Source organism: Lamprocystis purpurea DSM 4197 (assembly GCF_000379525.1).
Lineage (GTDB): Bacteria > Pseudomonadota > Gammaproteobacteria > Chromatiales > Chromatiaceae > Thiodictyon > Thiodictyon purpureum.
On the sequence record NZ_KB902545.1, the window covers coordinates 1 to 19,133 of the forward strand.

Below are 19,133 nucleotides of genomic sequence, written 5' to 3' on the forward strand. Positions count from 1 at the left end.
GACATGCGGTGGAGCCTCCAGATGACGACATACGGGGCTCCCAGGCTACTGGGCTAGAGACGGGATTTCATGCAGGCTTGCCGGAAAGACACGAAGGGTACAACGCACGCGTTCTCCATCAAAATGGACCGGCTTAAGGTCTATATTAAAGAGCACCCGCAGTATTTTGAGGGCAAAAAGCCCCCGTTGATTCCGGATTGGAACTGGAATTTCGACCAGGATCTAGTGCTGTTCGTGACGCAGCTGACGCCTTGATCATAACGACGGCCATCACGATTCTCGGCGGGCGTCCCGCCCGCCAGACGAACGAGACGCCCCGTCCCCCCAGGTTTGGCCGGGATTGCGGCAAGCCGGGGAGGGAAACGGGGGGCAGGCCCTGACTCGATTTTGGCCATTTTCCTAACGAGAAGGATGAGGGCTGGGGGGGCAGGTCTGATGGCTGGTGACCCCATCCCCCAAGACCCCATCCCCATTCAAGTCGAACAGCGCGGCGTCCTGCCCCCGCTGTCCGGTCAGGCGATTGATGATGACCCGGCGTCCCCAGGCCTGGGGTGTAAGCCCACCCAAACCACAGAAAATTCCATCTTGATCATCGTTCCGGCCGTCACCCAGGCGTTCCACACCGGAGGTCGAGGCTTTAAGCCGGACCAGGGCCGCGCAGACGCGATCTCGACCGGCTAAAGCCTCGACCTCCTGTCTCTTTCACCGCACACGGCTCAAGACTTGATAAGCCCCTTTGACAGAGCCGGCTGTTAGGCCTTCACGATACCAATTTGCAGCCCTCGTACCGTTCGGTGTAACTTGGCTTGTGCCAATTCACTTTGCAGTCGGTGGCTGCACCAATAGCAGAAGCTATCGTCATTTGCTTTGCCGCCGTTGTGAGAGTTCTACAAACATTCTCGTGATTCAAGACCAACTGGAATCCAGATTATGCAGGGCAATTCACGGGAATAAACATCCCGACTGCGCATGCCTGCAAAGCCCGTAGGGCTGGAGGGGCGACGTCGCCCCTACACATCGGTAGAGCCTTTCCCGAAAACGACCAAAGCTCAGACCACCGCGTCCGGCACATCCGCCGGGCGCTCCGCCGCAGCGCCGTGCATCAGAATATTGAGCATCCGCATGGTGGCCGCGATGGCGGCGAAGACTTGGTTGGCATGGACGCCGCGGGTCTTGATGCTGCCGCGCTCGGTGTCCCAGGTGATGATGCACTCGGTCAGCGCATCGGCGCGCCCGCCCTTGGGGATACGCACCTCATAGTCCTTGAGTTCCGGCAGAGTGATCCCGTTCCGCTTCAACGGCTTGGTTAGCGCATTGATGAAGGCATCGAAGGCGCCGTTGCCGCTCCCCGCCGCGGTCACCACCTCGTCACCCAGACAGATTTTGATGCTGGCCGTGGACTCCAGGTCCAGGCTCGATGAAACATTGCAGGCCAGCAACTGCGCGTGGTTGTAATCCTTGCTGTCCAGCACCTCGGCGATGATGAACGGCAGGTCCTCGGTGGTGATGGTCTTCTTGGAATCGCCCAACTCGACGATCCGGGCCAGCACCCGGCGCTGATTCTCCTCGGACAGACTGATATCCAGGCGCTCCAGATTCTTGGCCAGGGACGCCTTACCCGCGAGCTTGCCCAGGGCGTATTTGCGCCGCCGGGCGAAGCGCTCCGGCGAGAGCCGGGTGTGGTAGAGACTGCCCTTCTTGTCCCCGTCGGCATGAATGCCCGCGGTCTGGGTGAAGACATCGGCGCCGACGATCGGCGCGTTGTCGGCGACCCGCTTACCGGAGAAATACTCCACCAGCTCGCTGACCCGCGCCAGATGGGTCTCATCGATCCCGATCTCGAACCCGAGCTGATCGCGCAGGTTGACGGCAACCTCGGCCAGCGAGGCGTTGCCGGCCCGCTCGCCCAGGCAATTGACGGTGCAATGCACGGCCGCGACGCCCGCCTGGGCGGCAGCCAGGCAATTGGCGGTGCCCAGACCGTAGTCGTTGTGGGGGTGGAAATCGAACAGCAGCCCCGGAAAACGCAGAATCATGTCGCTCATGGCGCAGAAGACCCGCTCCGGCGTCATCACCCCCAGGGTGTCGGGGAGCATGAAGTGCGCGATGCCCACGTCCGCCAGCCGCTCGACCAGGCCATAGACATAGGCCGGTTTGTCCTGGTAGCCATTGGACCAGTCTTCCAAATAGCAGTTGACCTTGAGCCCCCGCGCCAGCGCCAGACCGACCGTCTCGCGCACGTCCGCGGCGTGCGTGTCCAGCGTCTTGCCGAGCTGGCCCACGCAGTGTTTTTCGCTGCCCTTGGCCAGCAAATTGAGCACCCGTCCGCCCGCCCGCGTGATCCAGTCCACGCTGCGCCCGCCGTCGACAAAACCCAGCACTTCCACCCGCTCGGCCAGCCCGCGGCGCGCCGCCCAGTCGACAATGTTGGCGACCGCGTCCAGCTCACCAGGAGAGACCCGGGCCGAGGCGACCTCGATGCGGTCCACCCGCACCAGATCCAACAGGACCTTGGCGATATTGGTCTTCTCGTCCGGGGAAAAGGACACCCCCTGCGTCTGTTCGCCGTCACGCAGCGTGGTATCCATGATGCGGACAGTACGAGGGGATTCGGTCATGCGGGGTCTCGTGGATTCAGGGACAGACGGGGCAAACGACACAAGGATACTGCCGCGACGCCTTGATTGCGTTAGAATCAGGGTCGAACGACAGGCTCGGGGAGATCGAATGATACCATCCAGGACGCGGCGCGGGAGCGCGGATGCCGACCATTCGCGCGTCGGCAGGGCGCAGGCCGGGCGCGCGACACCCGCGGCGACCGTCCTGATCACCCGCGTATCCGATCGCCAACAGCAATGAAGTGACCCCCCGATGTATCGCTGGATTCACCAGGAAAAGGCCCGTTACTACCAGGCGCACCTGATCCGCGACCTGTTCGGCGACTGGACCCTGATCACGGTCTGGGGCAGCCTGGGCTCGCACCGCGGCCGGATGTACAGCTCCGGTGTGCAGTCCTACGAGGCGGGCCTGGCCCGACTCGAAGCGATCAGCAAGCGCCGCCGCCAGCGTGGTTACCTGCTCGTCGATGGGTCCTGAGCCCAGGGTCTCATCGCGATAGCCGCGGCATCGCGCGCGACGCGCCGTGCTCCGGTTCCTGGGCGATCAATCATTGACCAGCCCTGCTAACCGACTGGCTGATCAGGGTTGCACCCGTCTTGGGCACAGGCTATCCACAGAGACGGTCACAGTGACTGTGGAAGGTCCGCGCGGCGGCTGCGACACTGGCGCAACCGGAGGTGATCAATCGTTGACCGGCCCCGCTAACCCACTGACCAGTCAGGGTTCAACCTGGCTTGAGCACAGGCTATCCACAACGACGCTCACAGTGACTGTGGAAGGTCCGGGCGGCAGCAGGCTGATGGTGGATGCGCTGCGCTTATCCACCCTACGAAACGGACTCCACTGTAGGGTGGATAAGGCGCGCCACTCGGTGTCAGGGACCCGGCACGGCGGGCGCGCGCGCCGCATCCACCAGGAGTCGCGCGATGCCGCCCGAATTCGGAATCGCTGTCAGTCCGTTTTGCAGGAACACAATCAATGCCATCACACGTTCAAGACCGACTCGCCGCGATCATCACTGAGATCGACCGCACCGGACAGGCCGATGTCCTGCGCCTCACGGTGCTGAAGAAATGGTTCGAATACCACCCTAGGCGCCTGCGCGCCTTCGGGCTCTGGGTCGCGGAGCGGGCTGCCGCCCGCGGCGAAGGAGCCGAGGGAGAGGCCGCGGACTTGTTCGCGACGGCGCGCACCCTGCTGACTGAGCGCCCCCTGTCCGAGCCGCGACCCGGCTGGACGGCCGCCGAGACACTGCACCGTCGTCTTGCGGCCTTCCAGAACACCGTGCAATACATTCGCGGAACGCCGGTGCGGATCATCCGGAACCGAAATCTGCTCCTGGTTGAAGAAGGTCTCGCCTTGTACCTGGGTCAGCGGACCAGGCCGACTGACGGCTACCGGTTGGCGGCCAATGATTGTGAACACTATGACCCTCACTACGGCACGAATCTGAATGGACCAGCGCGGGAGAAAGTGGCCGCTCTGCTCGGTTTCGTTGCAACGGTCGAGGCGCAGGAGGGCCAAGCGACCTGAGATTTCAAGCCCGCGAATCGCCGCACAACAGAGGAATCCGCTTCATGTGTCCGACCAGGACCGCGCGCGTGGCGCGGTCATAACCAAACTCGGCACTGGTCGCACTCCAGGTACTGACGACCCGATCCACCGCTGTGCGCACGCGCTCGGCCATCCACGCCGGATCAGCGCCGATTTTGCGGGCCATCCGCTGAAAAGATTCGAAGGTCACATCCTCCCAGCGTTTTGACTTAGCGAGATTGAGTGCCAGGGTATCGTCAGCTTTATAGGGAATGGTCGCGACCTGATCGTAGGCCGGTGACAACTCCGCCCGAACGCCGTCCGGATAGCGCAAGGTCCAGTTCTTGTGATGGGCATCGCCATTACCGGAGGCCGCCATGAAAACGAGGCGCAGCAGGAATGCCGCCAACCCCTCCTCCCCGGCCAGTGACCAGATCACCCTAGCCAAGGTCTCGTAATTGAATTTCTTGTATTTCTCCTCTGGATAGAGCCCGAGGATCTGCGCGAAGTCCTCCATATGGACACGGCTGCCATCGGCGCGGCGATCGAAACGCCGCACCGCCAGGGCCCGGTGTTCGTGAAAGGTTCCGACCGCATCAGGCAAACCCGTGATGTCCGCCACATCGACCAGTTCCAGCTCGGGAATCGGGATTCCGCAGGCCTCGGCCCAACGCATGGTCGCGTATTCATTTTCCGGCACTCCAGGGCAGCGGCTGTCCGGGAGCTTGACGATCCAGTCGCCGCCCCGCCCACTGACCGGAATGGTGAGCCCACGCTCGCCGCGGCGGACCGAGAATTTCAGTTGCACCCCCGCCAACGAGAAATGCCAGGACTCACCGTTCGCCTCGCTCGACTTCGCGTCAAACAGGTCCGTCTCCTCGGGTTCACTTGCCGACGGATCAGCGACGATCCGTACCGCGCCCGGCAGATCCTCTCCCAAATGCCGTAGCAGGAAAAATTCGCGGGAGGCGAGGATACCGGCGCGTTGCGCGACCAGCGCGCGTAAGGGTCCTTCCGGCAGGAGGTTGGAAAACCAGGACGGGACTTTCGAGCGGGTGCGCTGCACCTGATCCAGGTCATCAAGAAAAACCTGGCCCAGCACTGGCCTCGGGTAGGCCTGTTTGTAGGATTCGAGCAGCCGGAATTCGCAGCCGTCGCTGCGCTCCCGGCTCAGGGTGCCGACCGGCAGATCGTTCAACAGCACATGCAGCAACGCAGCCACTCAGAGGTCCTCATCATCGACCACCAAGGCCGCCAGCGCGGGCCGGTCCGGCTCGTCCCAGCGCGCATGACGGGCGAAGAATCGCGCGAAGTGGTCACGCAGGAACCCGGCTCGCGCCCTGAAAAAACCATCTGTATCACCGCGACGCAGGGCCGCGATCCCGTCCTCAGAGATACCGTGCGAAGCCAGCACGACGGGGTTCGCCACGTCGATCAGAAGTCGCCGCAGGCACGGACGTTTGGGGTGAAGGAGCCGGTTCACGACCGACTTCGTGAGCAAGCCCCGGCTGCTCGCGGACACCGCGGGCATCGAGAACGCCCGCTCTCCCGGCCCAGTGAGCAGATCCAGGCCGATCGGCGCCGCGCTTTCCAGGTCCCGCGGCATGAGATCCAGCAGGGCCAGGGTCTGTAACTTACTGGCGGCATGACGGAAATTGAAGGGGCTTGTCGGCTCGGGCAAGACCGCGGGCCGAGCTTCGAGCATCGCCAACAGCCGCTGGACAGCGGTATCCTCGCTGTCTGAAACACTGCGCTCGATGCGCGCACGCGTGGAGACCGTAGTGCCCTGGTGGGCGCCATTCAGTGCCCCACGCCAGACCCAACGCGCCAACAGATCGCGGGAGCGCGGCCGGGGATGCGGATAGTGCTGGAAGAATTGACCGAGCAACACAAAGGGCTGCTTATAGGGCAGCAACGCGTAGTGCGGGATGCCGACGTCGGCCTTCAGGAACTGGATCACGCGCTCGGCGGTTTGCGCCGTCTCGCGATAAGCCGCCATGGCGTCCGCTGCGGTCAGACGCAGGGGTCCGTCGTTCGTCCGCTCGATCACGTCGACGCCGCGCAAGACCCGCAAGAGCCGGTACAGCAGCGTCTCGTCAACGGGGCCGAAGTTGAAGTCCTCCAGATCAGCGACAACCTGCACCATGGTCGCGGGACGGGTCTGGCCGCGCGCGCCGCGCAAGGCATCAAAGACCTCGGTCTCTTGCAGTCGCCTCCCGGTCGCGTTGGTCCGTCCGAAGATCTCGCGCAGGGTCTCTTCACGCGTGGCTCGAACGAGATAGGCGGGAATCTCGTATTCCCGGATACGCTTCCCCAGGGTGAAGGTGCGCTCGCGCCGAACCGGGTCCTTGGCAACATGCTCAAAGACCCACTGCATCAAGCGTTCGGAATCCGCCACCGCGGTCATGGGTAGCCAACGGGAGGGGTCCTCGGCACGGTTACGCGGCGGTCGGACAAAGGTGCTCTGGTCGAGATCGAAATAGAGCGCGAACTCATCCGCGTCGGGCTCCGGAGCCAACAGCACCCGCGCGAGGGAGACGAGCCGCTGTTGACCATCCACGACCCAGAGCGCGTCGCTGCGGGCCTGCGCGCTGATACGCAGCGCGCCGAACAACAGCTCCGCCGGCTCCGCGCTGGTCTCCCAGAACAACAGGGTGCCGACCGGATAGCCGCGATAGAGGCTATCGAAAAACTTCGCGGCATCTGTCCACTTCCATTTGATGCCGCGTTGAAAGGGTGGGATGCGGATGCGCCCAAGACGCAGATCGGGCAGCAGATCCTCAACCTTGAACGCGCGCGCTTCCGGGCGGCGTTCCAAGGGTTCGGGGTCTTGGCGGTCTTCCGTCATAGCGGACATCCATGGCGAATGTGACCCAACTATAGCGAATGCCCGACCAGCCCGCACCTTTGGTAACGACGCGGTGCGAGGGTATCGTCGCGGGGCCTCGATCAAGATTCCGGCCACTTGGGCTCGCCGGGTGCGTAGTCAGGCCATCCTGGCCTGACACCGTCAGGGCTGGAAGCCCTGACTACGCATACCGCTGGCCGGGATTACGATCAAGGCCGTCGCGGGTATCCTAAACACGATTACGACAACGACAACGACCGAGGCGCCAAAGGCGTCCCCTAGCAGCCTGTCGGACTTAGCCCCTAGGATTAGGGTATGAGTCAACATAAAGGCTTTTTGTTGCTCCACAATCTAACGTAAGGTGATTTTCGCGAAAAATCCAACCCGTAGGAGCCCGCTTGCGGGCGACGGGTGGGGCACAATGACGCGATTCCGGCAGGTCACGTCGCCCGCAAGCGGGCTCCTACGGAGCTTGATTCTTGATAGCGTCTTATTCGGAAATCGCCTAAAGTCCGACAGGCTGCTAGTGCCGGGTCCCTGAAACCGAGCGGCGCGCCTTATTTCTCGCGCGGATAGGGCCAGGCCATGATGCCGCCCTCCATGACCTTGACGTTGCGCCAGCCATAGGCCTGAAGGATGGCGGCACCCTCGTAGCCGCGCAGTGAGATCTTGCAGTAAAGAATGATCTCCTTGTCTTTGTCCTGCGGCAGTTCGTTGAGCCGCGCGCGCAGCGCACCGAGCGGGATCAGTGCCTCGCCAATGCCGAGACGCAGTTCCTCGAACTCAGTCGGACCGCGGGTGTCGAGGATGAAGCAATCAGCTCCCTGATCGACGCGCTGCTTGACTTCCCGAGCGGACAGCCCCTGCATCCGGCCCATGAGCTTGTTCTCCAGCACCTGAGCCGCGACGATGACGTGATCCAGGGCCAGTGAGTACGGCGGAGCATAGGGCAGATCGGCATTGACCAGGTCAGTCACCGTCAATTGGCCGCGCAGCGCCATCGCCACGGTCGCCACCCGCTTACTGGCGTCACCGGGGCCGATGCACTGAAAACCCAGGACCCGGCCCGACTTGCGATCGGCCACCAGTTTGCTGATCAGCAGCTTGCCGCCCATATAGCCGGGGATGTCGAGCCCGGCGATGGTCGCGGTCTCGATGTCATAGCCCAGCTCCCGCGCCCGCTGCGCCGAGAGACCGGTAAAGCCGACCGTGTAATCGAAAATCTTGCAGATGCCGGTCTTGGTGATCCCGGGGAAGCGGGCGCTACCCTCCTCAATGACATTCTGGCCGGCCACCCGCCCCTGCAGGTTGGCGATGTCGCCATAGGGCGCGCGCAGCTTGGCACCGGTGATCAGTGAGGTGCACTCGACACAGTCGCCGACCGCATAGATCAGCGGGTCCGAGGTCTGCATGTAGTCGTTGACCGCGATCCCCCCGGTCTCCCCGAGGACGATCCCGGCTGCCTCCGCGAGGCTGACGTTGGGCCTGACCCCCACGGAGACGACAGCGACCTCGCAGGGCAGTTCGGTGCCGTTGTCCAGCTTGACCCCGATGAGGCGCCCGTCTTCACCAAGAAACTCGGCCACGCCGTTGCCGACGATGATGTCCGGACCATTGGCGCGGATGTGGTTCTCCACCAGCTTGGACAGATCCGGGTCCAGGAAGGGCAGGATCCGGCGGGTCTTCTCGATGACCGTGGTATGAATTCCGGCCAGACGCAGCGCCTCGCAGACCTCGAAGCCGATCAGCCCGCCGCCGACCACGACCGCCTTGGCGGCTTTCTTGTCGTCGCGCACCGCCCGCAGAAAATCGGCATCGGCCAGCGAATGCAGTGTCGTAATGCCCTTGAGTGCGATGCCTGGAACCGGCGGACGCAACGGCTTGGCACCGGTGGCGATCACCAGCCGGTCATAGGCGATGGTCTGCTGGTCGCCGGTGGGCAGGTGGCGATAGGTCACGGTCTGTTCCGCGCGGTTGATCGCGACCGCCTCGGTCTCGACCAGAGCATTGATACGCTTTGCCTTCTGGAAAAAGTTAGGATCCCGCACGATACCGGCCGGAGTGCAGATCAACAGATTGCGGTCATCGAAGGTACCGCCGACATAGTAGGGAAAACCGCAGGAGGCCATCGACAGATCGGGTTCGCGCTGGATCAACGTGATCTCGGCGAACTCATCCATCCGGCGCGCTTTGGCGGCAGCCTTGGGACCGGCGGCGGAGCCGCCGATGACGACGATGCGTAAGGGGTGTGACGACATCAGAGAGTCCTCGGATAATGCAAAACAGAACAGCAGAGTCACCGGAGTCGCGGCTGATCGATGACGATGGACCGGTGCTCGGGACGCGGGACAGTGCCGCTCCCACAGTTTGTCAGTCTGTCCCGACAGCACGCAACGGACGATGCGTATCCGCAACCCAAGGTTCATTTTCCGCCCGAACTGGGGCAAGATGCGGCCTGCAACTGTTCTGAGATTTGAGCCGATGAGCCAAGACGTCCCTTTCTGGGAAACCACACCCCTGCACGCGATGACTCCGGAACAATGGGAATCACTGTGCGACGGGTGCGCCAAATGCTGCCTGGAGAAGTTCGAGGAGGAAGAGACCGGACGCATCGTCTACTCGCGGGTCGCCTGTCAACTGCTCGACCTGGACACCTGTCGCTGCGGCGACTATCCAAACCGCTCCAGGCAAGTGTCGGACTGCGTCAGACTGGTGCCCGCGGAACTCAACCCGGCCACCTGGCTGCCCGAAACCTGTGCCTATCGGCGCCTCGCCGAGGAGCGGCCCTTGCCCCGCTGGCATCCACTGCTCACCGGCGATCCCGGCTCGGTCGCGGCAGCCGGGCACAGTGTCCGCGGCCGCGTCATCGCGCCGTCCAAGGACGAAGACCCGCTGATGAACCTGATCGATTGGATCAAGTAGAGTTCCAACCATGCCCCAAAACCGCATCCGCGATTGCTCTACCCTCACCCATCGGCTCGTGCTGGCCGCCACCCTGCTGGCTCTTGCGATCGGGGCCTCGCCCACCCATGGGGCCACGCCCTGGGCCGAGGTCACCACGCCCAGTCCAGGGCCGACGCGGGTCATCGGCGGTGCATCCAACGGCTGTGTGGGCGGTGCCGACGCCCTTCCCGAGTCGGGCACCGGCTTTGTCACCGTGCGTCGCTACCGCAACCGCTACTACGGGCACCCGACCCTGTTGCGCATGGTCACCGACCTGGGCCAAGCCGCGGCGCGCAAACAGGTCGGCCTGGTGATGATCGGTGATCTCAGCCAACCCCGCGGCGGCCGGATGTCGTCCTCGCATCGCAGCCATCAGAATGGTTTGGATGTGGATATCTGGTTCACCCTGGCACCTTCGCCGGACGCGGCGCGGCGGGTGATGGACAATCAGCCCGATCCGCGGAGCATGGTCCAACCCGGCGGGCTGGAGATGAGCAGCGCCTGGGGCGGGCCGCAACGCTTCCTGCTGGAAACGGCCGCCCGCCATCCGGCGGTGGACCGCATCTTCGTCAACCCCGGCATCAAGCGCGCACTCTGCCGCGAGGTGCAGGGCGAACGGGCCTGGCTGCGCAAGATCAGGCCCTGGCGGGGTCACGACGCGCACTTTCATCTGCGCATCCGCTGCCCGGCCGACAGTCCGCAATGCGAGCCCCAGGGGGCACTGCCCGCGGGTGACGGCTGCGGGGCCGATCTCGCCTGGTGGTTCAGCGACGACGCGCGCAAACCCGGAAAGAAAAAGACCGAGCCTCAGGTCGAACCGGCTGTCCCGAAGGGCTGTATGGCACTGCTGCGGGATTAGGAAACGTACACTGAATGGCTCGCGTGGGAGCGGCGTCCCGCCGCGATGCGGTGCCGCGGTGATCTCGAACGCTGCGGCGACGCGCCCGACCCCATCGCGGCGGGACGCCGCTCCCACCGGGTCGCTGCGCGACTTTCACGGTAACGCCTCGACCTCCGGTCTTCTTGCGGCCGGAACGATGATCAAGGCCCTCAGGGCCAAATTGCACAGCAATTCCAAATTTGGGCGGCATCGCGCGATCCCTGGTGGATGCGGCGCGCGCGACCGCTGTGCCGGGCCCCTGACACCGAGCAGCGCGCCTTATCCACCCTACAGCGGAGCCGGTNTTGTAGGGTGGATAAGCGCAGCGCATCCACCATCAGCCTCGCGGCCGGCACGCTGTTGGCGGCGGCCACCCAAATTTGGAACTGCTGCAAATTGCATCGCTTCTCCGATTACGATTACGATTACGACAACGATTGTATTCGTTGTCTAACGTATTTCTGATATGTTACGCGGCGCCGCGGCGGTTCAAGGCGCTGAAGTTCACCAGTGCGCCGCCGGCGCCGTAAACCGCGCCGGCGACCGCGCCGATCAGCCCCAGACTGAGGAGTTCCACCAGCATACCGGTCTGGCTGTCGGCGGACGGCGCGACGGCTGCCGGGTCACCGCGCAGCCAACCCCAGCCCAGAACCGGGAGCGCAACCACCAGCCAGCCCAGGATCGCGCCGCCCACGGCGCCCAATGAGAATCCTCCAGCGCTCACGGCAAGATGAACGGGCGCGAGGACTGGATTGGAGCGTCGCAGCGCAAACCAGGTAAAGAAACTTCCCATGACCCCGGCGGTCACCCACGCGACCACCCAACCGAGGTCGAATCCGAACACCCCGTAGAACCGACCCACCACCGGCAGACCGAAATGCGCGGCCGCCAATAACCCGCAACCGCCGCCGAAGCCCCAGCCAAAGACAACGAATCCAAGCTGCGATGAAGACATCCTGACGCGCCTTAGCGACAGGGCGTAGATCATGAAACCGGCACCGATCAAACCAACCGCGGCACCGCTCACCGCGCTGAAGAGCGGATTATCGATCGCGATCCGGGAGGCCGCGGCGCCATACAGACCCGACAGCAGATAGATCCCCATGGCCGTGAGGCCGATGACCCAGGCAACGGCCCACCCGAGCACACAGGCAACCAAGCCGACGCGCAACCCTGGCGGCGATGCCTCGGCCGTATCCGGTTCGTCCTGATCGCGCGCGCTGCCGACCACGGGCGGCGGCAGGGGGTAGAGGCCGTCGAATAGCGCATCGGCGCGCATCCACCCGGCGGGCGCGTCCGCCACGATCGGCAACTCGGCCCGTCGCCGGGCCGGCTCCAGACGCTCCATCACCGCGGCTTTCTGGTCGGTTGCCGGGTGGAGCGCAACCACCGACCGCGCGGCGGCGGACCCGGTGGACACCGCCGACCGCATCGGGATCGGGATCGGGGCGGTCGGTCGTCGTTTGGCAGTCGGGCCCAGCATCACCCGCAGCGCCGCGTCCAGGCCATCCAGCAGCGGCGATTCGGAGTCGCCGGCCCACCCGACGAGATCGACCGAGTCGATCCCGCGAAAGGCGCGCGGCAACTCCACCGGGTCCAACACCAGAGAGACCAGGGTGCGCCGCTCCAGCGCCACATCGGCCCCGACGGCCGTCCAGCGATCCCGTGCCGAGGCGGCCGTCCAGACCGCGATGACACAGGAGGCCGCGCTGACGCGCGGTCGTGAGTGCGCCAACCAGTCCCGCTGGGAACCAAAGGGTGCGAGCCGTTCGATGACCCAGCCGCGCGCCTCGATGGCCTGGTGCAGCCGGTCCAGGCGTTCCCGCTGTGGTGCGCCGTCCCCGATCAGCAGGATGTCGGCCATCAGGCAAATACCACCCAGGTCGTCGCGATGTACTTGACCCCGGTCCGGACGACCGCCGCCCGGTGCTCATGGGTCCAGAACGGGGGGAACAGCACCAGTTTGCCGCGCTCCGGGCGCACGCTCACCTGCTGGTGAAGAAACTCGGTCTCGCCGCCGGGGCCGGGGCAGTCGTTGAGATACCACAGCGCCACGAGTTGCCGCCGGCTGAGTTCATGACTGCCGCCGTCCACGTGCCAGTGGTAATACTCCCCCGGCAGATACCGCTGGACCTGATAGCCCTCGTCCTTGAACGGCCCCTTGAAGTAGGGAAAGGTCTCGCGAAACTCCTTGATGGCCGCGGCCAGCGAGCGGAAAAACTCCTGGTCGACATCCAGCCAATCCGGTTTGTTGCTGACCACCAGATCGGTGGTTCGCTTCACGCTCGGATCAGCGGTGCGCAACTGCCCCACCCGCCCGGCATACTGGTGGTGCGGCTGCGCCTCGAAGCGCTCACAGACGGCGTCACAGAAGCCGGGTGACAGGGCCAGCGGCCGCTCGAAGATCAGACTCAGCGGCTTGACCTCGCGGAGCGAAACCAAGGGGGTCAGCGGACGTTCGGTAGCGACGTTCATGGCTGGCTGGGGTCGGCAGGTTCGGGGATGATGCGGTCCAGACGCGCCTGACGAATAGCCGAGATGCGGGCCTGACGGATTTGCTGGGCGATGAGCCGGGGCTCCGCGGCCGCGACGGCGAGGGCCGCCACATCGACCGCCAGCGCTGCAGCGAAGAGACGGCGCAGTTCCCCGGCCTGGGGATAGGGGCGATCGGCATAGCCCGTGCGGCCGCGGAAGTCGGCCTCGCAGGCGGTCAGCATCTGGCGGAAGCGCTCGGGGCGGCGAAAGGCGTCGGTCCGCTCCATGAGATCGAAGATCGTGGCCGACCGCAGCACATCGACCGTGTGCACCAGCCCATGGTAACGGGCCGTGATGCGCGCCAGGGCGCGGTGGCGGTTGGGTACCCGCAAGCGATCACACACGGCCTCCAGCAGCGTGACACTGCGTTCCTCGTGTCCGTGGTGACTCGGCCAGATCGCCGCCGGCGTGGTGCCCTTGCCCAGATCGTGGCAGAGGGCGGCGAAACGCACCTCGAGGTCCGGCGAGATCTGCGCCGCCATATCGAGCACCAGCATGGCATGCACGCCCGTGTCGATCTCCGGGTGCCATTTTTCCGGTTGGGGAACACCCCACAGGCAGTCCAACTCGGGCAGCAGGCGGGCCAGCGCGCCGCACGCGCGCAAGACTTCGAAGAACCGCGAGGGCCGGGTCTCGCCCAACGCCTTGCTCAATTCCTGCCACACCCGCTCCGGAACCAGGGCATCCACCTCGCCGGCGGCGACCATGGCCCGCATCAAATCCATGGTCTCGTCGGCGACCCGAAAGCCCAGCGGCGCGAAACGGGCGGCAAAACGGGCGACCCGCAGAATGCGTACCGGGTCCTCGGTGAACGCCGGGGAGCAGTGACGCAGCACCCGCGCCTGCACATCGGCCAGGCCGCCGAAGGGATCGATCAGGGTGCCATCCGCCGAACGCGCCAGCGCATTGATGGTCAGGTCGCGGCGGCGCAGGTCCTCCTCCAGGGTCACCGACGGGTCGGCGTGCACCACAAAGCCGCGGTAACCTGGGGCGGTCTTGCGCTCGGTTCTGGCCAGGGCATACTCGTCCTTGGTCTGCGGATGCAGAAAGACGGGGAAATCCCGGCCGACCTGCTTGAAACCGCGCCGCATCAGGTCATCCGCAGTGGCGCCGACCACCACGTAATCCCATTCGTCCGGGACCTGACCGACCAACTGATCGCGCACGGCGCCGCCGACCAGATAGACCTCGAGACCATCGGCGGCATCCACCGGGCGCCGGCAGGGAACGGCAGACATCGGGGTCAGACCTTGGGCGGCGCGGCCGGCGGCCGGCCGTCGACCGCGGCCCCCCTGGCCGCATGAAGCGTAGCGACCACAGGGGATGGCGCCGTCCGCTCCCCGCCGAAGTGTTTGCGCAACGCCGTCCAGACCCGCTGGAGCCCATGCCACACCTTGGGGAACAACCAGATCAGGAGCAGGAAGAATAGGGCCAGGGCGACCAGGAACACCGCCGGGTGTTTCAGCGCCAGCAGCAGTCCGCCGATCACCCCGAGGTCCTCGGTGACCGAGGCAATCCAGTTGGTGAAAGGCTCCGGCGAGGTATTGATCAACACCCGGGTACCCGCCTTGGCGGCATGACTGGCGGCGGCCACACCGCCGCCGAGCAGGAGCGCGGCCGTGTCCCCCAGCGGGGTCAGGGGACCCAGGTCGCCCACCGCGCCCAGCGCCATCAGGGCGCCGGCCGGGATGCGGATGAAGGTATGCACGGCATCCCAGATGCTATCCACACCGGGGACCTTATCGGCGAAGAACTCGGCGAGATACATGCCGCCGGCAGCCAGCAGCACCAGCGGATCGGAGAGGATCTCCAGGCCGGCCGGCAGATCGACCGCCCCGCCGGCCCCCATGAGCCCGAGCACCAGGATTGCGGCGTACAGATTGATGCCGCTCGCCCAACTGGCGCCGAGGGCTAAGGCAAGGTTCTGGGTCAAGTCGTCCACGGCTACCTCGCGCAGATGCGGATATCGTTATTGAATTATAGGGTAACCACGGCGTCTCGGTCCCCTCGCATGGCCGGCCCCGGCAACCTTCGCGGCGCCGACCGCGGACCGGCCGGCAGCCGAATACGCGAGTTGGCGCGTCCTTCGCGCTAGAATACCGCCCCCTTCAATCGAACGAGTGATCCGACCATGCGGTATATCGGCTATCTGCTCCTGTTTGCCCTGATCGCCTTCGGCGTCTGGCCCTACTACACTGTTTTCAAACTGGACAGCGCCCTGAGCCAGGAAGATACCACCGAACTGGCCGCTCTGGTGGACTTGCCGGCCATCCGCGCCAATTACAAGGCACGCATCGGCGCGGGCGCGGACCAACTGCTGCCCAGCGGCGACGCCAACACCGCCATGGCCTGGATCCGCCAGAACCTGGAGCGGCTGGGTGACTCGGCACTCGACCAAGCCATCACCCTGCCCTGGGTCCAGGAGACCTTGCGCAAGGCGGTCACCGACGCGACCAATCAGACCCCGCCTTACCTGCTGGGCGGAATCGACTTCGCCTTTTTCGAATCCTACAACCGCTTCCTGATCCGCATCGGCGAGTTGGGGCAGGGCGCAACCAATGTACGCCTGACACTGGAAGGCTTCGACTGGAAGATCACCGACATCATCCGGTGAGTCTCGGTGATCGGGCCTTGATCGTGGTTCCGGCCAGTGCACGGGAGTCGCACAATATGACAGTCCCCCGTGGGAGCGGCGTCCCGCCGCGATGCGGTGCCGCGGTGACATCGAAACGCTGCGGTGACGCGCCCGACCCCGTCGCGGCGGGACGCCGCTCCCACAAGGTCGCTACGCGACTTTGGTCAACCTTTTCCCGAAAATCACTCTAAACCCGCCCCCTACCCCAAGACCAGGCCCGGATATCGGGTACGATGGCGCTATCCGGGCCAGCGGGTCTGCGGTTCAGCGTTGCTCGGAAGGGGACCCCAAGGCTGAAGCCTTGGACGCCTGACGGGCCGGCAACATCCCCTCCCGGCACAGGAACGCGACGATCGTCGGCACGCCCTGCCCCACCCGCAGATTGGTGAACACGAACGGCCGCTCCCCGCGCATCCGCCGGGTATCGCGTTCCATGACCTCCAGCGACGCACCCACATAGGGCGCCAGGTCGATCTTGTTGATCACCAGCAAATCCGAACGGGTGATCCCCGGCCCGCCCTTGCGCGGGATCTTCTCCCCTTCGGCCACGTCGATGACATAGAGCGTCAGGTCCGCCAACTCCGGACTGAAGGTCGCGGCCAGATTGTCGCCGCCGCTCTCGATGAAAATCAGGTCCAACTGCGGAAACCGGGCCTGCAAGTCCTCCACCGCCGCCAGGTTCATGCTCGCGTCTTCGCGAATGGCTGTGTGGGGACAGCCGCCGGTTTCCACCCCGATGATCCGCTCCGCCGGCAGCGCCTGGGAGCGGATCAGGAACTCGGCATCCTCGCGGGTATAGATGTCATTGGTCACCACCGCGATCTCGTAATGATTGCGCAGACCCTTACACAGGGCATCGAGCAGTGCCGTCTTGCCGGACCCGACGGGGCCGCCGACACCGACACGCAGGGGAGAAGATTGAGTCATTTGCACCTCAGGACCGGAACAACCGGGTGTACTGCGTCTCATGCGCACTGCTGGCAATGGCCAGGGCCGGGCAGGACGCGCCAATCGCGTCATCCGGGCACGCCTGCGCCTCATCCAGGACGGCCGGAATCAGGCCCGCCAAGCGGAGCAGAACCTGCTGACCCTGCGTCTGACCCAGCGGCACACACTTGACCGCCGTCAACACCAGACCCTCCAGCCAGGCCCAGGCGTAGCCGGCAGCGGCACGCCGCGGCGCGATGCCCCAGGCCGCCGCGGCAAAGGCGAAGCCGGCCGCCTGACTGCGCGCCAGCACCGGCCGCCACTCCCGCGCCCCGGCCAGCTCCCAGGCGAGCAGCAGATCGGCCAGCGCCCGGCCGCGATTGCCCTCCTCCAGGCGCAGCTCCATGGTCTCACGGGCGGCGATCAGGCGGTCGATGAGACTGCCCATGGCCCGCGGGTCCCGCGCCTCGGCCGCCGTCTGCATCCGCACCAGCAGGGGCAGATCCACCCGCGCCAGACTCGACTGAAGCTGATCGGCGAGCCAGGCATCCAGGTCCGCCGCGGTGGTCAGCCAGCCCGCCTCCACCGCCCATTCGATCCCCTGGGAATAGGTGAAGCCCCCGATCGGCAGGGACGGACTCACCAACTGCATGAGGCGCAGCAGCGGCAGGTCAGTGATCATGCGCGTGAGCGTGCCCGTGACCCTGGCCGCCATAGGCACCGGATTCGGGCTCGAAGGGCCCATGGTCCACCACGACCGCCAACCCCAGTCCCCGCACCAGATCGTCCAGGACATGATCGTGCAGATAGGACAACCGTCCGGGCTCGATCTGCACCGCCACATGGCGATTTCCCAGGTGATAACAGACCCTGGCGAGGACCAACGGGTCCGTGCAATCGGCCCGCGACAGGCACTCGGCGGCAGCGCGCACCCGCACCACCAGGCCGTCCTCGGACATCAATCCATCGCCGTCACGCAGCGTCGTCCCCCGCGGCAGCAGGATGCCCGCCTCCCGACCATCGTCCAGGACCACCCGCAGCCGGCTGCGCAGTCGTTGATCGCGGGTCAGGGTGATGGTGGGAGCCTTTTCAGGCGATTGATCGATCTTACGGGTGAAGTAAAGCATCAAGGAACCAAACGGTCGCGAATTGCCGACACAAAGGTCAAGAGGTCATCCAGCCGATGTTCGACGACATCGCGCACGCAGGTCTCGATGAAGGCAAGGCGCTTCGCTACCAGTTCCACATCGGTCATCCTGAGGTCTCCCGAGTCAGTCGCCGATACCGCAGCAGGTGCGGCAGCAGGTCGAAATAATCGTTGCGGGCACGCACCTCGAAACGAATGCGTGCGGACCTGTTGCGCTCCAGCAGCAGAATCCCGTCGCGCAGCACCCGATGGATCAGATCGACCGGAGCGCGATTGAGCACCACCAAATCCACCGGGCGCCCGGCCGCTTCAGTCAATGCGTCGGCCAGGTCCAGGTGCAGGCCGACCAGCGTCTGCGGCGGATCGGTCTCGAACAAGACGCCGACATCCAGATCACTGTCCGCGCGCGCCTCACCGCGGGCCGTGCTGCCGAAGAGCCAGGCGCAGACCAGATCGGCGTCCTGAGCTTCAAGCACTGCTGTCACGTTGGCCTGGGTATCAGGACAACACATCAGCCACGGCCATCCGCACACCAGCAATCGACTCCGCGGCGATGTCGTCCTGCTCGCGCAGCACCTGCACCTGCCCATAGCCCCCCGCCCGCGGCTTGGTATAGACCTCGATCACCCGCTCTTTCACGTTGACGACCCAGTATTCGGGGATGCCGTTGCGGGCATAGGCGCGGGCCTTGACGGTGCGATCCTGCTCCAGGCTGGAGTCGGAGACTTCGATTACCAGCAGGGCCGCGCAGGGGTGGGACCGAGCGTAATCCCGGTCCTTGCCCCGCACCACGCAGATGTCCGGCTCCGGTTCGGAGCGGTCATCGAGCGCAATAGGTGCCTGGACCCGCACCAGGTAACCAGCCGGGAGACGCTCGCGCAGCGCCTCGGCGACCAGTTGGGTGGCGGTCACATGCTGGGGTTCCTGAGGCGACATCGCGATGATCTCTCCATCCAGCAACTCGATCCGGGCGCCCGGGGCAAAGACGCCCGCCTCGACCATGTGCTCGTACTCGGTTCGGGTCCAGTGATGCACCAGCGGCGCGACGGCGGACATGGCGGGTACC

The 19,133-nt window shown here is 65.1% G+C and carries 19 protein-coding genes; 5 read left to right on the forward strand and 14 right to left on the reverse strand.

What is annotated here, in order from left to right; translation table 11 throughout:
* Window positions 1–1,049: 1,049 nt before the first annotated feature.
* Window positions 1,050–2,618 carry an alpha-isopropylmalate synthase regulatory domain-containing protein gene (locus tag A39O_RS0127290; protein ID WP_040528930.1) on the reverse strand — a complete coding sequence of 523 codons (1,569 nt, stop codon included), beginning with the start codon at window positions 2,616–2,618 and terminating at the stop codon, window positions 1,050–1,052.
* Between the two features lie 253 nt (window positions 2,619–2,871).
* Here A39O_RS0127290 and A39O_RS0127295 point away from each other — a divergent pair, with 253 nt between their 5' ends.
* Window positions 2,872–3,096 (forward strand): WGR domain-containing protein, encoded by a 225-nt coding sequence (locus tag A39O_RS0127295; RefSeq protein ID WP_020507837.1) that lies wholly within the window; start codon window positions 2,872–2,874, stop codon window positions 3,094–3,096.
* Window positions 3,097–3,597: 501 nt separating this feature from the next.
* The gene (locus A39O_RS0127305) at window positions 3,598–4,152 is read left to right on the forward strand and encodes a hypothetical protein (protein ID WP_020507839.1); all 555 of its coding nucleotides are present in this window, start codon (window positions 3,598–3,600) and stop codon (window positions 4,150–4,152) included.
* A 4-nt stretch (window positions 4,153–4,156) separates the two neighbouring features.
* Here the strand turns inward: A39O_RS0127305 and A39O_RS0127310 are convergent, their stop codons facing one another.
* The 3 genes from A39O_RS0127310 to A39O_RS0127325 form a co-directional block, all read right to left on the reverse strand.
* Window positions 4,157–5,374: a type II toxin-antitoxin system HipA family toxin gene (locus tag A39O_RS0127310; protein WP_020507840.1), complete on the reverse strand. Its 1,218-nt coding sequence runs from the start codon at window positions 5,372–5,374 to the stop codon at window positions 4,157–4,159.
* Entirely contained in the window at window positions 5,375–7,000 is a 1,626-nt protein-coding gene (locus A39O_RS0127315) for a DUF262 domain-containing protein (RefSeq protein WP_020507841.1), read from the reverse strand. It abuts the gene before it with no gap.
* 557 nt (window positions 7,001–7,557) lie between these two features.
* Window positions 7,558–9,258: an FAD-dependent oxidoreductase gene (locus A39O_RS0127325; protein WP_020507843.1), complete on the reverse strand. Its 1,701-nt coding sequence runs from the start codon at window positions 9,256–9,258 to the stop codon at window positions 7,558–7,560.
* Window positions 9,259–9,481: 223 nt separating this feature from the next.
* Between A39O_RS0127325 and A39O_RS0127330 the strand changes: the two genes are divergently transcribed.
* Both A39O_RS0127330 and mepA read left to right on the forward strand, forming a co-directional pair.
* A complete protein-coding gene (locus A39O_RS0127330) occupies window positions 9,482–9,922 on the forward strand; it encodes a YcgN family cysteine cluster protein (protein WP_020507844.1) in 441 nt (146 codons plus the stop codon).
* Window positions 9,923–9,932: 10 nt separating this feature from the next.
* Window positions 9,933–10,802, forward strand: a complete 870-nt coding sequence (gene mepA / locus A39O_RS0127335; protein WP_020507845.1) for a penicillin-insensitive murein endopeptidase — start codon at window positions 9,933–9,935, stop codon at window positions 10,800–10,802.
* 490 nt (window positions 10,803–11,292) lie between these two features.
* Here the strand turns inward: mepA and A39O_RS0127345 are convergent, their stop codons facing one another.
* The 4 genes from A39O_RS0127345 to A39O_RS0127360 are packed head-to-tail and all read right to left on the reverse strand — an operon-like array spanning window position 11,293 to window position 15,300.
* Window positions 11,293–12,687, reverse strand: coding sequence for a TIR domain-containing protein (locus A39O_RS0127345; RefSeq protein ID WP_020507847.1), 1,395 nt, complete (start codon window positions 12,685–12,687; stop codon window positions 11,293–11,295).
* A complete protein-coding gene (locus tag A39O_RS0127350) occupies window positions 12,687–13,298 on the reverse strand; it encodes a 2OG-Fe(II) oxygenase family protein (RefSeq protein WP_020507848.1) in 612 nt (203 codons plus the stop codon). The genes A39O_RS0127345 and A39O_RS0127350 overlap by 1 nt, the downstream gene beginning before the upstream one ends.
* Window positions 13,295–14,596, reverse strand: a complete 1,302-nt coding sequence (locus A39O_RS0127355; RefSeq protein WP_051088897.1) for a multifunctional CCA addition/repair protein — start codon at window positions 14,594–14,596, stop codon at window positions 13,295–13,297. The genes A39O_RS0127350 and A39O_RS0127355 overlap by 4 nt, the downstream gene beginning before the upstream one ends.
* A gap of 5 nt (window positions 14,597–14,601) precedes the next feature.
* Window positions 14,602–15,300, reverse strand: coding sequence for a DUF4126 domain-containing protein (locus A39O_RS0127360; RefSeq protein ID WP_020507850.1), 699 nt, complete (start codon window positions 15,298–15,300; stop codon window positions 14,602–14,604).
* 189 nt (window positions 15,301–15,489) lie between these two features.
* Between A39O_RS0127360 and A39O_RS0127365 the strand changes: the two genes are divergently transcribed.
* Window positions 15,490–15,972 (forward strand): DUF2939 domain-containing protein, encoded by a 483-nt coding sequence (locus A39O_RS0127365; protein WP_020507851.1) that lies wholly within the window; start codon window positions 15,490–15,492, stop codon window positions 15,970–15,972.
* Window positions 15,973–16,257: 285 nt separating this feature from the next.
* On the opposite strand, the gene ureG is transcribed toward A39O_RS0127365, so the two are convergent.
* The 6 genes from ureG to A39O_RS0127395 are packed head-to-tail and all read right to left on the reverse strand — an operon-like array spanning window position 16,258 to window position 19,123.
* Window positions 16,258–16,920: an urease accessory protein UreG gene (gene ureG / locus A39O_RS0127370; RefSeq protein WP_020507852.1), complete on the reverse strand. Its 663-nt coding sequence runs from the start codon at window positions 16,918–16,920 to the stop codon at window positions 16,258–16,260.
* A 7-nt stretch (window positions 16,921–16,927) separates the two neighbouring features.
* Window positions 16,928–17,602: an urease accessory protein UreF gene (locus tag A39O_RS0127375; RefSeq protein WP_026199780.1), complete on the reverse strand. Its 675-nt coding sequence runs from the start codon at window positions 17,600–17,602 to the stop codon at window positions 16,928–16,930.
* Entirely contained in the window at window positions 17,592–18,047 is a 456-nt protein-coding gene (ureE, locus tag A39O_RS0127380; RefSeq protein ID WP_020507854.1) for an urease accessory protein UreE, read from the reverse strand. The genes A39O_RS0127375 and ureE overlap by 11 nt, the downstream gene beginning before the upstream one ends.
* Complete coding sequence (locus tag A39O_RS43285; protein WP_020507855.1) at window positions 18,047–18,175, reverse strand: hypothetical protein; 129 nt, start codon at window positions 18,173–18,175, stop codon at window positions 18,047–18,049. The genes ureE and A39O_RS43285 overlap by 1 nt, the downstream gene beginning before the upstream one ends.
* The gene (gene mntA / locus A39O_RS0127390; protein ID WP_020507856.1) at window positions 18,172–18,543 is read right to left on the reverse strand and encodes a type VII toxin-antitoxin system MntA family adenylyltransferase antitoxin; all 372 of its coding nucleotides are present in this window, start codon (window positions 18,541–18,543) and stop codon (window positions 18,172–18,174) included. Before mntA ends, A39O_RS43285 begins: the two co-directional genes overlap by 4 nt.
* A 22-nt stretch (window positions 18,544–18,565) precedes the next feature.
* Window positions 18,566–19,123, reverse strand: coding sequence for a Uma2 family endonuclease (locus A39O_RS0127395; RefSeq protein WP_020507857.1), 558 nt, complete (start codon window positions 19,121–19,123; stop codon window positions 18,566–18,568).
* Window positions 19,124–19,133: the final 10 nt, after the last annotated feature.

Bases quoted from the DNA above. Each gene is read 5' to 3' on its own strand.
- A39O_RS0127305 (WP_020507839.1), top strand. From the start codon at position 3,598: ATGCCATCACACGTTCAAGACCGACTCGCCGCGATCATCACTGAGATC.
- A39O_RS0127315 (WP_020507841.1), bottom strand. From the start codon at position 7,000: ATGACGGAAGACCGCCAAGACCCCGAACCCTTGGAACGCCGCCCGGAA.
- ureE (WP_020507854.1), bottom strand. From the start codon at position 18,047: ATGCTTTACTTCACCCGTAAGATCGATCAATCGCCTGAAAAGGCTCCC.
- A39O_RS0127325 (WP_020507843.1), bottom strand. From the start codon at position 9,258: ATGTCGTCACACCCCTTACGCATCGTCGTCATCGGCGGCTCCGCCGCC.
- A39O_RS0127395 (WP_020507857.1), bottom strand. From the start codon at position 19,123: ATGTCCGCCGTCGCGCCGCTGGTGCATCACTGGACCCGAACCGAGTAC.
- A39O_RS0127365 (WP_020507851.1), top strand. From the start codon at position 15,490: ATGCGGTATATCGGCTATCTGCTCCTGTTTGCCCTGATCGCCTTCGGC.
- A39O_RS0127355 (WP_051088897.1), bottom strand. From the start codon at position 14,596: ATGTCTGCCGTTCCCTGCCGGCGCCCGGTGGATGCCGCCGATGGTCTC.
- A39O_RS0127375 (WP_026199780.1), bottom strand. From the start codon at position 17,602: ATGATCACTGACCTGCCGCTGCTGCGCCTCATGCAGTTGGTGAGTCCG.
- A39O_RS0127350 (WP_020507848.1), bottom strand. From the start codon at position 13,298: ATGAACGTCGCTACCGAACGTCCGCTGACCCCCTTGGTTTCGCTCCGC.
- A39O_RS0127290 (WP_040528930.1), bottom strand. From the start codon at position 2,618: ATGACCGAATCCCCTCGTACTGTCCGCATCATGGATACCACGCTGCGT.
- A39O_RS0127330 (WP_020507844.1), top strand. From the start codon at position 9,482: ATGAGCCAAGACGTCCCTTTCTGGGAAACCACACCCCTGCACGCGATG.
- A39O_RS0127295 (WP_020507837.1), top strand. From the start codon at position 2,872: ATGTATCGCTGGATTCACCAGGAAAAGGCCCGTTACTACCAGGCGCAC.
- A39O_RS43285 (WP_020507855.1), bottom strand. From the start codon at position 18,175: ATGACCGATGTGGAACTGGTAGCGAAGCGCCTTGCCTTCATCGAGACC.
- A39O_RS0127345 (WP_020507847.1), bottom strand. From the start codon at position 12,687: ATGGCCGACATCCTGCTGATCGGGGACGGCGCACCACAGCGGGAACGC.
- ureG (WP_020507852.1), bottom strand. From the start codon at position 16,920: ATGACTCAATCTTCTCCCCTGCGTGTCGGTGTCGGCGGCCCCGTCGGG.
- mepA (WP_020507845.1), top strand. From the start codon at position 9,933: ATGCCCCAAAACCGCATCCGCGATTGCTCTACCCTCACCCATCGGCTC.